Source organism: Verrucomicrobiia bacterium (assembly GCA_035629175.1).
Taxonomy (GTDB): Bacteria; Verrucomicrobiota; Verrucomicrobiia; order Limisphaerales; family DASXHY01; genus DASXHY01.
Genome location: DASPIL010000018.1, coordinates 32,679 through 49,116 on the forward strand (window position 1 = coordinate 32,679; position 16,438 = coordinate 49,116).

Annotated in this window: 10 protein-coding genes; all 10 read right to left on the reverse strand. The window is 61.1% G+C overall.

The features are described from left to right. Positions 1-17: 17 nt before the first annotated feature. Positions 18-995 (reverse strand): hypothetical protein, encoded by a 978-nt coding sequence (locus tag VEH04_02490; protein HYG21623.1) that lies wholly within the window; start codon positions 993-995, stop codon positions 18-20. Beyond that, positions 992-3,427 (reverse strand): glutamine amidotransferase, encoded by a 2,436-nt coding sequence (locus VEH04_02495; GenBank protein HYG21624.1) that lies wholly within the window; start codon positions 3,425-3,427, stop codon positions 992-994. Before VEH04_02495 ends, VEH04_02490 begins: the two co-directional genes overlap by 4 nt. Continuing rightward, positions 3,424-5,856, reverse strand: coding sequence for a hypothetical protein (locus tag VEH04_02500; GenBank protein HYG21625.1), 2,433 nt, complete (start codon positions 5,854-5,856; stop codon positions 3,424-3,426). Before VEH04_02500 ends, VEH04_02495 begins: the two co-directional genes overlap by 4 nt. After that, entirely contained in the window at positions 5,853-7,481 is a 1,629-nt protein-coding gene (locus tag VEH04_02505; protein ID HYG21626.1) for a hypothetical protein, read from the reverse strand. Before VEH04_02505 ends, VEH04_02500 begins: the two co-directional genes overlap by 4 nt. Next, complete coding sequence (locus VEH04_02510) at positions 7,478-9,616, reverse strand: BatA domain-containing protein (protein HYG21627.1); 2,139 nt, start codon at positions 9,614-9,616, stop codon at positions 7,478-7,480. Before VEH04_02510 ends, VEH04_02505 begins: the two co-directional genes overlap by 4 nt. Further along, complete coding sequence (locus VEH04_02515; protein HYG21628.1) at positions 9,613-10,575, reverse strand: DUF58 domain-containing protein; 963 nt, start codon at positions 10,573-10,575, stop codon at positions 9,613-9,615. Before VEH04_02515 ends, VEH04_02510 begins: the two co-directional genes overlap by 4 nt. Before the next feature lie 96 nt (positions 10,576-10,671). Further along, positions 10,672-11,682, reverse strand: coding sequence for a MoxR family ATPase (locus VEH04_02520; GenBank protein ID HYG21629.1), 1,011 nt, complete (start codon positions 11,680-11,682; stop codon positions 10,672-10,674). Positions 11,683-11,686: 4 nt separating this feature from the next. Then, positions 11,687-12,613: a DUF4159 domain-containing protein gene (locus VEH04_02525; protein ID HYG21630.1), complete on the reverse strand. Its 927-nt coding sequence runs from the start codon at positions 12,611-12,613 to the stop codon at positions 11,687-11,689. A gap of 3 nt (positions 12,614-12,616) precedes the next feature. Further along, positions 12,617-15,175, reverse strand: coding sequence for a hypothetical protein (locus tag VEH04_02530; GenBank protein HYG21631.1), 2,559 nt, complete (start codon positions 15,173-15,175; stop codon positions 12,617-12,619). A 151-nt stretch (positions 15,176-15,326) separates the two neighbouring features. Beyond that, positions 15,327-16,397 (reverse strand): M42 family metallopeptidase, encoded by a 1,071-nt coding sequence (locus VEH04_02535; protein ID HYG21632.1) that lies wholly within the window; start codon positions 16,395-16,397, stop codon positions 15,327-15,329. Between the last annotated feature and the right edge of the window lie 41 nt (positions 16,398-16,438).

Below are 16,438 nucleotides of genomic sequence, written 5' to 3' on the forward strand. Positions count from 1 at the left end.
CACGAACACCTGCCGTGTCAGGTCCCTTCGTACAGGCGCGCCACCTCAAGCAGCAGCTTCTCGAGCAACTGATAGTATTCGTCCTCGGCCATCGCGCTCTTCCGCTCACGCAATGCATTCAATTCACTTTCCAGAAAGTCCCGCCGTGCGCGCTGCCCGGATGTCAATTGCCTTTCTTCCGTGCCACGCACCAGGTTCAGCTGATGCGCGCGGAGGCCATCGATCGCCTTTCCCGTTTCGGGCTTCTTCACCGCGCGCACGCCGACAAACCATTCCGCTGGCGTCCCCAGCCTGTCACCGTTGTCATCCAACAACGCATGCTCCGTCGCCAGACGCCCCGCCTCCCGATAAAACTGGTCGACCTGGCGCGACGCCATCAAATACGCCTCGAGAAGAGATGTCTGCCCATCCTTGTCGAGATCGGCCTCAGGATCTGCAACCGCCTTCGCGAAGTAATCACCGAAACGCGTCACATTTAATTCGTAGCCGCTGCGCGTCGCCGTGATGATCACCCTTCCCGGGCCCGACAACGCATTCAGAAAAGGTCCGCTCGCCGACGCGCAATTGATAACCGCAAGCGGACGCTGTGTGGCCTTCAAATGGCTGGCGAGCTCGTCCGCAGAAAGATCGGGGCCGCGCAAATTGAACTTCGCCACCTTGCCATCGAACGTACCATGACCAATCAACACCACCCAGAGTTCCCCATCGCCGATAGACTCATTCGTCAACGCAGTCAGAAACAGGGACCGATCCACCACGGCATTGTTCGTCTGCTCGCCGATGATCGAAATCTTGAACCCTCCTTTCGCCGCGGCAGCCTTCCACAGTTCCGCCGATTCCCCGAATTGCCTGCCCCATTCCTCCTCCCCGGGCGCACCCACCACAAGGATCAATGTTCGGTTCTCATTCGTTTGCGCAAATCCGCATGAGGCCGACAGCATCAAGCAGCCAAGGACAACGCACCAGCGCACGGCATGGAAACCGAACGTCTTCAAGGCCATCCTTTCCAGCGTCGCAATCCCCATTCACCCATGAGGCACGCGAGCGCGAACAACAATATTTCCGGCCGATGCCACATCGGTGAACTCGTTGATTCCATGACTGGAGCCCTGCGCGACGGAAGCTGACGCGTGAATTTCTCCAGGCCGGCGAGTTCAATGACTTCGCCGCCCGTCCGTTTGGCCAGCGTCTCCAAAACCGCGCGATTCAACTCCAGGGAACGAAACTCCTCGGCGTCGGGTTCAGAAACCCAGCCAGTCGCCGCGCTGACAATGGCCGTTCCATCGCTACCCTTGACTGACGCTTCCACCAGATACGCTCCCGCCTCGCGCGCGATGAATGTCGCTTCATACGTTCCCGGATCTCCCGGCGCCAACTCCGCCGGCAGTTGCACGTAATCGCCAATCCCATTCGCCGCCCCCGTCGAGCCACTCCGTTTCACCTGCCGGACCGCAACGGTCACGCTCACAGCGTCAAGCGGCTTGAATTCGGCGTCACGAGCGCGCACGCGCAAAAGGATTTCGGAAGCGCTCCCGGAGTTCGCGGGTTCCGCAGAAACACTGATTGCGGACGGCACATCCGCAACAAGCCAGCGCACCAATTGGCGCCACGATTTGCCGAGATCCTTCTGCATTTCCTCGTCGCGCAATCCCCACCGCCAGAAGTCGCCAATCGTCAGAGCCGCCGACCGGCCCAACCCAAAGCGCTGGACCACAAGCGCGGGATACTTTCGCTCGTCGGGATCAGAAACGGTCGCCAGCACGCTGGCGCCGGGCTTGATGTCGCGCACAGGATTGAAGACTTCAAACGCGGGCAACGCCTCCAGCCTCGTCCGCTCCTCGGATTCCGTCGGACGCAGCCGCGCCCACGGTTGCAGCCAGCCTTCACGGGTCAACGTGAGCCTCAGCTGCGATGGCAGTTCCATTTCGACCGAGCGATCGACATAAACCGGCAGCAGCGTCGCGATTGCAGTTCCAGCGTAATTGCCTTCGCGAAACGACTCCGCGCCGCCCAGCATGAGGAATCCCCCGCCGCGTTCAGAAACGAACCGCTGCAGGAGGCTCATCTGGTCACGGGTGAAAAACTCCGCTTCGACATCGTCCAGCACGACCGCGTGATACTGAAACAACTCCTCCGCGGTTTTCGGAAATCCCCCGCGCAATTCCAGTTCATCCCTCGTGTTCAGCCGAACCAGCACAGGCTGGTCGTAACGCGCGGTTTCCTCAGATTTTTCGTCGAACCCCCGAAACAGCGGATTGCTCGATTCACCTGCGCGCCCCTTAAACTCGAACTTGGGTTCGCGTCGGGCCACGCGGATCAGCGACACCATGTGAACCTGGTGATCCTCCTGGATCGCGCGGTTGAGAAACTTGTATTCCCAATTGGGGCGGCCCGCCACGTACAGGACGCGGAACGGCTCCTGTCCACGATCAACGAGGAGGAGCCGCCGATTGTTCACCAGCGTGGCCTCCTCGCTGCCCCCCGCCTGTCGCCAATCATCACGGCTTCGCACCTCCATCTCATAAAGGTGCATTCCGGGTTTGTCGGGCTGCACTTGAAATCGGAATGCCGCATCAGCCGCATCGCTTCGGGCGCGCTGCGTGGCTTCTGCAACAACGTTCGATACGCTCGTGAAGGGGACGCCGGGCGTGCTGCGATTGGAAGTGCCGAGGGTCTGGACGGCGACCTCGGTCAGGCGCGCAACGATCTCGTCGCCATTGTAGCCATGCGCCTTCACGTGCGCCTGGAACGTGACCGGGGCATCCTCGAACGCCGTCTGGCTGACCGCCGCCTTCTCGAGCGCCACGTCCTTGACGCGTGCATCGACGCTGGACACGACGGGATAAATGGGCGGCCCATCCTCCAGCGCGGAAAGTTCGCCCGACCAATCCGTCGCGTTTCCATCGGTAAACAACAGCACGCCCGCCACAGGCTGTCCACGCCACTGGTCGGCCGCGGTTGCGAGCGCATGCGTTAAGGCTGAAGCGCGTCCTTCAAACGTGAGCGATTGGAAATCCCGCGTGTGTTCCAGCCGCGCATCGAACGTGTAGCGTCGCACCTGGAAATGTTCCTCCAACGCCGTTTGCCATGCCTGCCGCTCCCCAGTCAAGTGGGCGCGCATCTGCTCGCCGCGCGAAGCTGCCGCGGTCGCGTCCTTGATCTTCATGCTCTGGCTGTTGTCGGCAATGACGCCGAAAACATTCGCGCCCGGGCGTGCCTTGCGGCTCACCCACAACGGCTCCAGCAAGGCGAGCAGGAGCAGCGCGACGGCTAGTATCTTCAGGGCCGAACCTGCGCTGCGGATTCGCCGCCGCGGAATGTTCCCGCCAAACGACCATAATACTGCGAACACAATCACCGCGAACAGCACGACCGCCGGCGCGATCCAGTCGCGGCCGGCAAAAACAATGGAGGCAAGGTGCGTCACCGCGTGGTTCCCAACTGTTCGTAGTACTTGCGCACCACCTCGGCAAAATTTTCAGGAACGGGATCGCGATCGAGGGGCGCGAGACCCTGCGGGTTTTCGCGACGCGCGAGTTCCTGCCGCAACCACACGCGCACCTGGGTGAGCGGCGCCACGACCTGCTGTTTCAAAACTTCGTCGGATGGCTTGCGGCCCGATTCGCGATACTCCCCGCGCAATGCCCCGACGCGTTCGCGAACGTTTGCCAGTTCGTTTCGAAGGTCGTCCTGGTCGAGAACCCGTTCCACATCCCGCAAGCGATCAGCCCAGTTCACGTATTCTCCTCCCGTGATCGGGCCGCCATTCCATGCGCCATCACCGCCACGTCCCAGTTGCTCAACCATTTCGCGCAATCGAAATCCGCCATCATCGCCGCCGCTGGAACCTCCGTTGTTGTTTGCCCTTCCCCCCCCGCCCTGCGCGACATTCCCACTCTGGCCGCGCTCGCTCGCGCTGGGCTGCTCGCCGCCCCGCTGGCCTCCCTGGCCGCGGTTTCCGGCTTGCTGGCCTTCACCTGGCTGCTGGCCTTCACCCGGTTGATTGGCGCTTCCATCTTGCGGCTCGCTCCATGCCCGTGCCACATCTGCCTGGCCCTGGCCCTGACCCTGTCCGCGTTGATTTCCCTGTCCGGGTTGGGCGCCTTGGCCTTCCTGCTGTTGCTGCCCGCCCGCCTGACGCTGGCCCTGGCCGCCCTGCGCCTGCTGCCCGTCGCGACCCCGTCCGCCGCCTTGGCCAGGTTGGCCGGCTTGTTCCGCCGAAGCCGACTGCTGCGATTGCTGCTGCTGTTCGCCGCGTTCGCCCTGGGTGCCTGAGCGTCTTTCGCCACCCGATCCCGATGCTGAGGCAAGAGTGTTCGTTCCTTGGAGGGATCTTCCCCCGTTTCGGCCCGATGCATTATTCGTCCCGGCGCCTCCCGCGGCCAACTCGCGTTCCACCTGCTCGCTGAGTTCCTCGAGCTCCCGCTGCGCGTAACGAAGCGATTCGGCTTCATTGCCGAGCACGCTTTCAGCCGCGCGATCCACGCTCCGTCGCAGGTCGTCGATGTTCCGCCGAACCGAACGTTCCGCTTCGCTCGCCTGGGGCAGGAAGCCGCGGTCGGCCAGCTGCGACGACATCTCCATGAGTTCCTCGGTGCGGGCCTGGTCGGCGCGGCGCAACGTTTCGTAAAGCTGGCGCGACAAAAGGGGCTCGGTGCTCTCTGATTGCTCGGTAATGGCGCGCATGCTGCCAAGCAGGTTGGTCAAGGCATTCTGCTGGCGCTGCATCTGGTCAACGATCTGGCGGCGCTCGCGCGAAGTGTCGAGCGAACGCTGTGCGCCGTTCTCCAACTGATCCAGGCTTCGCGCAATCTCCTCCTCGCGTTGAGCAAGCTCGCGGGCCTGGCTGCGCAATTCGCGCATCTGCTCCGAAAACTCGCTTGAAGCCTCGCGCCGCAAATCGTCGCGAAGGTCCTGCATGTTCTGCTGGGCCCGCGTACCTGCAGCCAGCGCCTCGGACGGTGATTGGCTCTCCATGCCTTCTGCCGCGCGCTGCATGTCGTTGCGCGTCTGCTCGAGTTGCTCGCGCGCATCAGCCGTCGCGTTCGAGCTCTGTTCCATCTGCTGCCGCAGTTCATCCACATCGGCAAGCATCTGCCGCTGCTCATCGCGCAGCCGTTTCAATTCGCGCCGCAACTCCTCGCGCTCGGCCTCGGTCCGCGCCGCTTGCAACGCAGTCTGCAGTTCACGCAGGCGCTCGTTGACGTCCTGCTGCCGCTGTGCCAGTTCGCGAAGGCGATCGGCGGTCTGGGTCTGTTCGCGCTGTTGGGCGTTGGGCTCGGCCTGCGCCTGGCGTTCCGTTTCGTAACGATTCTCCTCGCGGTTCATCTCCAGCTGCTCCATCTGCTGCCGCTGCGGTTGTCCGGATTGTCCGCCCTGGCCCTGACTGCGCTGTCCGCGGGTCATCCGAAATTCCCGCGGCATCCCCTTGAGCAGCGCCTGATACGCGTTCTGCTGCGCGGCAAGCGCCGCGGGAAGTTTCTCCGGCGATTTTTCAGCTTCATCCAGCGCCGATGCGGATCGTTCCATTTCCTTGATGGCGGTTTGCAGCGTCGCGCGCTCGCGATCGCTTTCGACCTGCTGCAACAGCTCGCGCGCCTGCTCCAGCGCCTGTCCCTGAGCTTCACGAATGACGACCAGGTTGGAACTGAAACTGGCGGTCGAAGGGGCGGTCCGAATTGCAAGATTGGGCGCACGCTGGGCTTCAGCCGCGCAACACCAGGCCGCGCAGCATCCGGCCAGCAGCCAGGAATGGATGCGGCGCCAGGGGCGCGCGTCGAATCGCGAATCCCGCGGGAGCAACCGCGCGAAAATCATTCCGCGCGATAACAGACAGGTTGGGGGAAAAGTTTTCATGGCTGCGCCAAGGCGCCACTGGCGCCTCCTTTCTCGCGTTGCATTTTCCACGTTGCTATCACTATCTGCTTCTGCAGTTCAGTCAGGCGCGTCGCCTGGCCTCCGCCTCCGCCGCCCTCCTGACCCTGTTGCCCCTGCTCCTCGCCGCCGCCGGATTGGTCCGGACGAAAGATCTCCTCGAAGGGGCGAACTTCAGCAAAGAACATATCACTGTAGGTGCGCCTCGGCTCTCCGCCTGGACCGTAATCGTCAGCCCAGACGAAATACGAGAGCACCTGGTCCACCTCGACACCCAGTTTCTCAACGTCAATGAGCTGCTGCAGCGGCCGCTTCTCGTTCGCGGCGGCGCCAGCCCCCAACTCAAAGAGGCGTGGCTCGTCGCCCGCGACGCCATAGCCGATCCCATATTTCAACAGCCCAAAGTCATCAGCGACCTCACCTTCCAGCCGCAGCTCCTGCAGACGCGAAATGCGCTGGTCGCCGCGCGGGAAGGTCAGCTTCAGTTCAGGCGAGCGATTCGGCAATGCCTGGAACACGAATTCAGCGGAACGGCGGTTCGTGCGGCCCTCGGCATCCCGAAGGTGCAGCGAAAACTTCGCGCTGTTTGTCAGGACAAATGCGTCGAGCGTCACGATCCCGTTGCTTCCGATATTCAAGGGGATGGTCGAATCCTTTGAAACCAGGCGCGCCTCCGAAACAGGCTTGTTCAACTGCAGCGCGTAATCGAGCCGTGAACCTTCGACGGCCGAAATGCGGAGCGTGTCGGGAATGCTCTTGTTGGTCTGGCCTGTGTATTGCGGGAACGACAGCTCCGCGTCAGCGCGCACCAGCGCCGGGAACTCAAACACCTTGATCGAATACTCGCGCGTAGATTTCTCGCCATACTCGATCTGGTAGGTGGCGCTTTCATTGATTTCGCGCAGGCTCGTTCCAAAAACTGGATCCGCCAGGTGGCGCTCGAGGGGAATTTTCTTTTCGGCCGCCTCGCCCTTGATCACAAGCGTCGCGCCAGCTGGCGGGTTCCGTTCGAATTCAATGGTCACAACAATGCTGCTGCCTTTCTCCACCTCGACATCTCCTGGCTCGACGGCAACTGATTCGATGAAGCGCAGCCTGTGGGTTGCAGTCTTCTCGGCGGCGGCGGGTGTGAACCAGGCAATCGCAATGACGACACCGAGCGCTGCAAGGTTTCCAAAGTTTGCCCAGCGGGACTGGCTCTCCAGGCGACGCTGAACCTGCCGTTGTTTCGGATGACGCAGGACTTCGCGAACAACGCGGGTTTGCAGGAAGTTCCACTCGCCCGACTGCGGATCGGGCTTCTGCTCCAAAGCCGTGGACAACAGCGGCCGCAATTCGGGATGCTCCCGTTCCAGCCGCAGCACGAGAAGCTCGAAATCATCTTTGCGGCGCCGTTCCCACAGGCGAATCACCCAGGTCCCCAGCAGCCCTGCGATCAAAACGAACGCTGTCACCCGCATGGGTTCGACAGCTGGCAATGTCAGACGAAGAACCGGAATCACGACGGCGATGCAGCCCCACCAGGCCATGAGGAGCCATCGCAGGCGTGTCCTGCGATGCACTCGTTCGAGGCCGGACAACAGGCGATGCAGGCGCGGTTCGATCATGCGAACTCCTCCTGCCGCGCGGGTGTGGACTCTGCGGGCTTGCCGGTGGGAGTCAGATTCGCCGGGTTGTGAGCTCGGGACTCCCGCCGCGCGAGCCACCCACTCAGCAGCGATTCTGTCAGGATCATGCCGAGCGCTCCGACGAGGCACCAGCGCCACAGTTTTTGTTCATTCTCCAGCTCTGCGCGCTGCGTCGAAAGAACCCGCGCGCGCCGCTGCGCCAGCGTCATCTCAACGCCGCTTCCCATCGGCACACCCAAACGCGCCAGAACGTCGAGAGGCATGGGCGCCGTGCGACTTTCATCGGCGGGAAGATTCACAGCGAACACACGATCCTTTCCTCCTGCCGTTGCACTGTAAAAGCCTGGCACTTCCGCAATTAGCGAGCTCTCTGGCGTGCCCGTTTCCGTTTTGCCATTTGGCAGCCGCCATTGAACCGGGTTTCCCGCGGGCGCAGGCGAAGGGATTGCATCACCCGTGATGAATTGATGGCGCGAAGGCGCCACCGCGCGGGCCCAGGCGAGTGTGGTTTGCATGAGCGGCGCAAACTTGCTTGCCACGGCCAGCTGGCTGTCGGCGGGATTCCAGCCTGATGTCCAAACGAGCAGTGCGCCTTTGCCGACTGTGAACTCGATCAGCGCGGGCGACTCGTCATCGAACTTCGCCAGCACGCGCGCGGTTGAGCCGGCGGGCAGGTCGAGTCGGCGATGCTTCCAAAAGTGGATTCGCGTAAAATCACTAAACCGAGGGTCGGCAAACGGCACGAAGAGCGGATGGCTGAAGTTGATGCCGCTCAGCAAGGAGTAGTTGCCCGACGCCTCACTGACACGCGCCGCCACTCCACTCAATGCTGATACCGTTTCGCCCATTTGATCATCCGTCAGAACGAGCAATCCAGAACCGCCATTCGCCAGCCATTCCCTGACCACTCCTGTTTCCGCCGCATTAAGGCTGCGCGGAACGACCACGAGCGGCGACTCATCGAGTTGCTCGCGTGTCACGGGTTCGTTGTTGCCAACGGCCGCAACTTCCACGCGCTCTCGTGCAGTGGCCGGAAAGGCGCGTTCAAAGTAGAATCGCAGCTTGTCTGGATCCGTGGCGCCCTCCACTCCAAGCCAGGCAATCCGCACGTGCTGCGCTTCGGGAAGGACGAACCACGCTCGATTGTCAAAAATTTCCGGGTCGCCCGCCAGTTCGACTTCCAATTGGCGGACGGCGTTTGAGGACGGCCGGGTGAGAGTCCTGATCTGGCCGGGGGGAACATAGGCTTCGATCCATTCGGAAGTGTTGCCGCCCGATGCCTTCCAATGAACGCGAAACCGTTCTCCTGAAGAATCCCGGCTATTGACGAGGCGGGCCGCGGTTGTCATCGCATCGGGGCTCTGTCGATTGTCCAGCATCGGAGCGATTCCTGCATTGCCCACCCGCCGCGGGGCTGCCGTTTCAACCACCACGTTCATTCCAGCCGGCCAGTCGTAACCTTGCAATCCATCGAGCCGCCCGCCTTCCTGCAAATCAGAGATCAGCACGATTTCACGTTGCGAAGCCGCATTGCCGGCGAGGGCAAGCGCGCGGAATTGTTCCGCAGAGAACGTCAGCGCAGGGCCGAGACGCGTTCCTTTCCATCCGGGTTCCAGCGAAGAGAGGCGCTCGCGCGCAATGCCTTCCCGCTGTTCCACCGGCAATGTTTTCCATTCCTCGAAGCTCAACACCGTTCGCGGCTCCCGATCAAACGTGACGATCGCCAGCTCATCCGACGCGGAAACGCGTGAAAGCTGTGCCGTCGCAACTGCGCGGACTCGATCCCAAACGCCATCGCGCTGCATGCTCGCGCTGGTGTCCACGAGCAGGAGAATTTGCCGCGCCTCGTTGCCGATTGGCGGCAGAACGGCATTGCCGCGAAGGAACGGGCGCGCGAACGCCAGCGCAATCAAGAGAATGCACGCGCAGCGCAGCAACAGCAGAATCCAGTGCTGAATCCTGCGACGGCGCGTGACCTTGGGCGCCACAGGGCGCAGAAACCGCGTCGAGCTGAAGAGCACGCGATCGCGTGTGACGCGGCGAATCAGGTGGAAGAGAATCGGACCGGCGATTGCAAGACCACCGAGCAGGAACCATGGTGCGAGGAAACTCATACAACGCGCCCTGGTTGCGAGTTGCGGCGCTGCCACTTCCCCCGCTGGCTGCGGCTGCGCAACAGCTCAGTCAATGCCACGTCGAGGGACTGGCTGGTCAGCAAACGATGATGAGCGACGCCGAGTTTGCGGCAAATCTTCTCCGCCGCTTCGCAATGCGCGTCGAGTTGATGCCGATAGTCCGCGCGCATGGCCTCGGGATTCAGTTCCAATTCGCGCCCGCTTTCCATGTCTTCAAGAACCGTTCCCGAGTTGAACTCAAAAGCCAGTTCGTTGGGATCAAGGATCTGAAAAAGGATGAGCTCATGTCCTGCAGCAGTGAGGCGCGCAAGGCCTTGTTCCATGGCGTCAAGCGGTGTCAGGAGATCGGAGATCAGGACGATCATTCCCCGCTTCCGCACAATTTCCGCAACGCGGCGCAGCAGCTCTGGAAGGTTCGTGTCCCTGCCTGGGTTGCCCCGATCCAGCGCCAGCATCAACTGGCGCAGGTGTCCGTGCCGATTGCGGGCAGGAAGGTATTCCCGCACCTGCTCGGCAAAGGTGAACAATCCCACCGCGTCGCCCTGCCCATGCAAAAACCACGCAAGCGTCGCCCCAAGCGTTCGCGCATAATCCGCCTTCGAGAATCCTGTCGAGCCATAATCCATCGAGCGGCTCTGGTCCACCAGCAGATGACATCGCAGGTTGGTTTCGTCTTCGAATTTCTTCAGGTAATAGCGATCCGACCGCGCGAACAACCTCCAGTCAAGGTAGCGGGTGTCATCGCCGGGTGTGTATTGCCGGTATTCGGTGAACTCCACGGAGAACCCGTGGTACGGGCTGCGATGCAATCCGTTCCAGAAACCTTCAACGACCGCGCGGGCGCGCAGCTCCAGGTTGCGAATCGCCATCAAGGTTTTCGGGTCGGCGAAACCGTGACTCAGGCTGCGGGCGGCAGGAATGGTGGAACCGTCGGGCATGCAACTACTTCGCAAGGTTGCGCAGCTTTCCCGTGCGCGAATCACGCTGGCGTGACACATCCGACGGGCGAGCTGCGGTAGGGTGGCGCATCGTGTTCACGTGCCCATCGGCTCCTTCACGTTTTGCAGCAAACGCGCGATGATCGCCTCGACGGTTGCGCCTTCGGCCTCGGCGCGATAATTCACCAGGATGCGATGTCGCAGCACTGGCGCGGCGAGAGTGCGAATGTCCTCGGCTGAAACATGCGTGCGTCCCTGCAACAACGCGCGCGCCTTCGCGCCCACAACAAGAAACTGCGAAGCCCTCGTGCCCGCGCCCCAGCTGACCCATTCGTTTACGAACGCGGGCGTCTCAGGCTGGTTCGGCCGCGATGCCGCCGCAATGCGCACCGCGTAACGCACCAGGCTTTGTGCGATTGGAACCTGCCGCACAAGTTCATGAAATCGCAGCACATCCTCGCCCGTGAACAGCGGCTCGATATTCAAAGGCTTGCGCGCTGTTGTCTGCTGAACCACCTCCACTTCGTCGTCCTCGGGAAGGTATTGAATCACCACGTTGAACATGAACCGGTCCAGCTGCGCCTCGGGCAACGGATAGGTTCCCTCCATCTCGATCGGGTTCTGCGTCGCCAGCACAAAGAACGGCTCAGGCAGCGGATGCCGCACGCCCGCGGCCGTGACCTGGTGCTCCTGCATCGCCTCGAGCAATGCCGACTGCGTCTTGGGCGGCGTGCGATTGATTTCGTCGGCAAGGATCATGTTCGCGAAAATCGGCCCCTTCACAAACGTGAGCCGCCGCCCCGCGTCCGTTTCAGAAAGAATCTCCGTGCCCGTGATGTCGGCGGGCATGAGGTCGGGCGTGAACTGGATGCGCTGGAAGTTCAGGTGAAACACGCGTGCAATCGATTTCACGAGCAGCGTCTTCGCCAATCCCGGCGCTCCCGTGATCAGGCAATGGCCGCCCGAAAACAACGCCAGCAGAATGTGTTCAACCACCGCCTTCTGGCCGATGATGACCTTCGAGAGTTCGGTTTCAATGTGGGCACGGCCGCTGATCAGCTTCTCGAGCGCCTGTGAGTCCGCCTGGTAGGTGGTGGTGGTTTCCATTCGATTAGTGCGTCATCGCGTAAAAGATGATGTTGATGCCAAGGGGGAAGGCGATGTTCTCGGAAAAGCGGTGAAAGAAAAAATCATTCTCGCCTTCGCGCTCCCAGCCGTCGCCGTTGTCGGTGTTGTGAAGGGCAAGCATCATGATCCTTCCCTTGTCGTCGTAGATTGCGCGGATGTGAACCTCGGCGCAGGCTTCGCCATCGTGCCCTTCATAGGTTGGACCGCCGTACTGAGTGCGGATTGCCGTCCGCGCATTCGGGATCTGCAGTGCGTTCTTCGGCCCCTTGATCGGAAACACGCAGTTGAAGATGGGATGATCCATCGGGACATCCACGAACCCGCGATCGGGAAAGACCTGCTTCACCTGCTGCTCGAAATTCCACCATTGCAATTCACCCCAGAAATCATCCGCGACCATGAACCCGCCGTTCAAAAGATACTTCCGCAGCATCAGCACTTCGTCTTCCTCCAACTCGAGGCGGCCCGGTTCCACCATGTAGATCCACGGATAGTTGAAAAGCTCGGGATCGGTCAGCCGAAGAATGCGGCCGTTCGGATCCACCTTGATCGATGTCATCTGTTGGAGCCGAAAGGAAAGGTTCAAGTCGCTGTCAGGAAAATCCGTTGTCCAGCTTCCAGCCGATCCCGAAAGATCCCCTTCGAAACTTCGCTTGTAGATGATCCGAACGAACGTGAAGGCGTCGGGCGTGAAGGCGGGCGGGTTTGTCCAGTTGGGTGTATCGGTGCTGTGCGATGCGACCTCGCGCGCAGTTCGGACGCGGGTTGTATCCACGGTGATCCCGCCTTCAGTCCAGGCGACGCTCCGCTCGTCCCCACCGCCGCGCATGCGCCATCCGCCGCGCCGCTGGCCCCAGACTGCCCCCGCCACGAGGAGCAGAATGATCACGACAAACAAAGGGCGCTTCATGAATCAGGGGTTTTGTGAAACAGGGGTCTGCAGCCGCAGGAGCAGCTCCTGTGCTGCGCGATAACGGGGCGCTTCCTCTAGCGCCTGCAACACGTGGCGCCGCGCTTCGGCCTTTGAATTTTCCCGCGCGTGGAGCAGCTGGGCCAGTTGGAAGTGTGTCTCAGCCGGATCGGCGGGCCCAAGCAGCAACAAGGCCCGATAAGCTCGAATCGCGTGGTCCTTTTCGCCCAGCTCCATCGATGCCCTTGCAAGAGAACGATGCGGCAGCGATATCAGCGGGTTCACAGCGAGAAGCCTGTCGGAATATTTCGCCATTGCAGCCCAATCCCCCCGCTGCTCCGCAAGCTCAATGAGGCGTTGATACAGATCAACGAAATCTGCATCGCGTTCGGCAAGGCGCTCCAGCACGGCCAACTCGGCATTGGTATTGCCCAGGTGGCGCTCAGTCACGGCAAGAAGCCACAGGGGATTCTCATGTCGGCTTTCCCCCGCATACGCCTGCGAAACCGCCTCCAGGATCGGCTTTGCGTCAGCCCATTGCTTCGACTCCATCAAGCCCCGCGCTTTCCGCATTTGCCTGTAATAATTATTCGGATGGCTCGCTTCCCAGATCATCATGCTCGATTCCATCGCGGAGCCTTCGGGCGGCTTGGCGAGATCGATGCCAGAAGCCACCGCGTCAGCCTTCGCACGACAGTAAGCGGCGAAGTCTTTTTCCAAGCCGCTCATCACAGTGGTCCGCGCTTCAATCGCGGGATTGATCTCTTTACCCTGGCGCAGATCGGCGAGGATCAGCTTGATCGCTTCGAGCCCAAATTTTTGAACAAGGTATTCCACGGCCAGAGATGATTCATAATACGCGAACATGAGATGCTGCCCGCTCTTCGGGGTCAGGAACGCGCCGCTCAGCTTGCTGAGGGGAACGAAGTCCTCACCGAGGATCATCTCGCGATAGGCGAGATTCATGTTCTCGCCCCAGGCCGGGTTCGCCAGCCGCTCCTCGTAAACCGAAATGCCCTCGCTCAGCCAGCGTGGCATCCGATTCTTCGTCGCATTCAGCGTCACCACATGACAGAACTCATGCCACAGCACGCTCTCCCAGTTCGCAGGATTTGGCGCCTGCGACGCGGGACTGTTCGCAGTGATCACGGAACCGAAACAAACGCCGAGATAACCGGGATTGCCCGGCATGCCGAAGGTTCGAACCTGGAAATCCTTTTGTTCCGGAAAGATTTCCACGATGGTCGGCTGCTCCAGACTCACGCCGTACTTGTCGCATAATGAGGTCTTCGCGCGTTCCAGCAACGAGAGCACACGATCGCCATAAACCGCGGCCTCGCGTTCCGACATGCGCACGATGAAGTGTTCGTTGGTGAGCGTGCGGAACTTTACCATTTTGTCCCGCAGGACCGTCAGGTTGTAGGCCGTGACGTCGTACTCGTCACGCTGATGAACCGCTTCTGCAAGGCGCCAGCCTTCCTCCGTCAATCCAAGCCGCAGCAGATCCTCAGCGAGCTGGCGCTGCGCCGGAATGTAATCTTCCTGCAGGCTCAATGCGCGACGCTGTGCGGCCGCACCTTCAGCGAACCGATATTTTTGTGAAAGCTTGCGGCCGATCAGGTGATCCACCTCGGGATTGGCCGGCCAGTGCTTCAACGCGGCGGCGCGAAACTGCGCCTCGGCCGATGCGTCGTTGCGCAGATGAGCCATGACTGCGCGAAATGCCAGCGCCTGATGCTGGTGCGGGTTCACCTTCAACACGAGCGCCGCCTGCTTCTCAGCCTCGTCATATTGTTCGCTGTCGACGAGGTGATCCGTCAGCAGCAGCAGGCTGGGGATGTGGTTCGGATTGATTTTGAGTGCGCCTTCGATCGCGGAAATCATTTCCTTGCGATCCCCGGTTTGAAACGCGTGCGCCAGTCCGCCGAGCAGGTCGGGGTCGCCGGGAAATTTTTTCAATCCCGCGCGGAAAGTCTCGGCCGCAAGTGCGAAGTCACGCTTCTCCATGCTGAGCCTCCCCGTGGCGAGGAACGCCTCGCGCGGCGGAGCACTCATGCGTTCAGCGCGGCGAAAACAATTTTCAAGGACGAGCCGAGGTTCAACTCCCAGGAGCAGCAGCGCCTCCCCGGCCGCGACGAGCCCGTCCCCATCCTGCGCAGCGAGACCGCGGCGCTCTATAATCATCCGCATCTCCGTCACGCGCCGGCTGGCTTCGATCGCATCGTTGGCAAAGAGGGCCGATTCGCGCGCCAGCAACAGCACGCGCAAGTCCATGGGTGAATATTCAAAGGCAACCTTCGCCCGCTGCCGCGCCTCAGCGTACTGTCCCGTCATCATCAACGACTTCACGAACAACACGTGCCAGTCGGTGGAGAGACTATTCGAACGCCCCTGCGCGGCCTTGATGACCGCTGCGTAGTCGCCTCTTAAAAACAATTGCTGCGCTTCATTGAGCGTTTGCGCGGCCAGGGAAAAAACCGCGAGAAAACAGACACCCGCAATCAACCGAAGCGACTTCGGCAGAAGACACATCACCGCCTGAAAGGTCTTCGAACTGGGCATGCCAGAGAATTCATACGCCCATTCATGCGACGACGCAATTGGAGTTTGACAAAGACGCGCAACGGTGCGCAAAAGCTGCGCAGACCAGCGCCAATACGCGATCAAATGACTGCATCGCGGTCGATAAAAATGCGGACGAATTTCGGCTGCGTCAGATCCGAACCGCGAATTTTTCGCCCGCCTTGACGGAGTGGACAAATGCCGCCATGAGTTCCGGAATCTGCTCCAGATCCTTGAGGCTCACGAGTTCCACGGGTGAATGCATGTAACGGTTGGGAAGGCTGATCAATGCGCTGGCGATGCCGCCGCGCGTCCAGAAGATCACGTCCGTGTCAGTGCCGCTCGTGGCGGACATTGCCTCATGCTGCAATGCGATGTTCTTCGCTGCAGCCACCTCCTCGATTCGCGCCACCACATCAGGATGATTGCAGCCGCCATGGGTGAGGGCTGGGCCTTTTCCGATCCGGATATCCCCGTGCTGGCACTTGTTGACCGTTGGATAATCCGTTGCGTGGGTGACGTCCACGACAAGGGCAATGTCGGGCTTGAGGGAATAGGCGATCTGGCGGGCACCGAGCAGTCCGACTTCCTCCTGCACGTTGGAAACGACACATACCTCCGCGGCAAAACCCACGCCCGATTCCTTCAACAGTCGCGCGGTCTCGGCGACGGCAAACGTGCCAATGCGATTATCAAAGGCGCGGGCAACGGCCAGGTCATTCCGCAACAGGTCGAACTCGTCAGTGAGCGTGATGGGATCACCAACGCGCACGAGCGACTCGGCCTCCTTGCGCGAACTCGCGCCGATGTCGATGAAGATCTCGTGGATCTTGGGCAGTTTCGGTTCGCCGTCCTGCTTGCACAGGTGCGGCGCGACGTTTCCGACGACGCCTTTCACGGAACCATTGCGGGTGTGAATGAAAACCCGTTGCGCCTTCGAGATGGCGGGATCGATGCCGCCCATTTTGCGAACGTAGATGAATCCGTCCTCATTGATGAAGTTTACCGCCATCGCGATCTCATCGGCATGCGCCGCGATCATGATCCGCGGGGAACCGCCCTTGTTCGCGACCCCGACGCAATTGCCGTAGGCGTCGGAGAACGTTTCATCTGTGAAGGCGCGGACGTAATCGAGCCATACTCGCTGGCCGCGGACTTCGTGCCCGACGGGACTCGGAGTGTTGACGAGTGTGCGTAAAAAATTCAGGGATGCTTCGCGCATGCGGGAAGCTAGTGGGAAACCCTGGACGCGGCAAAGCGCAT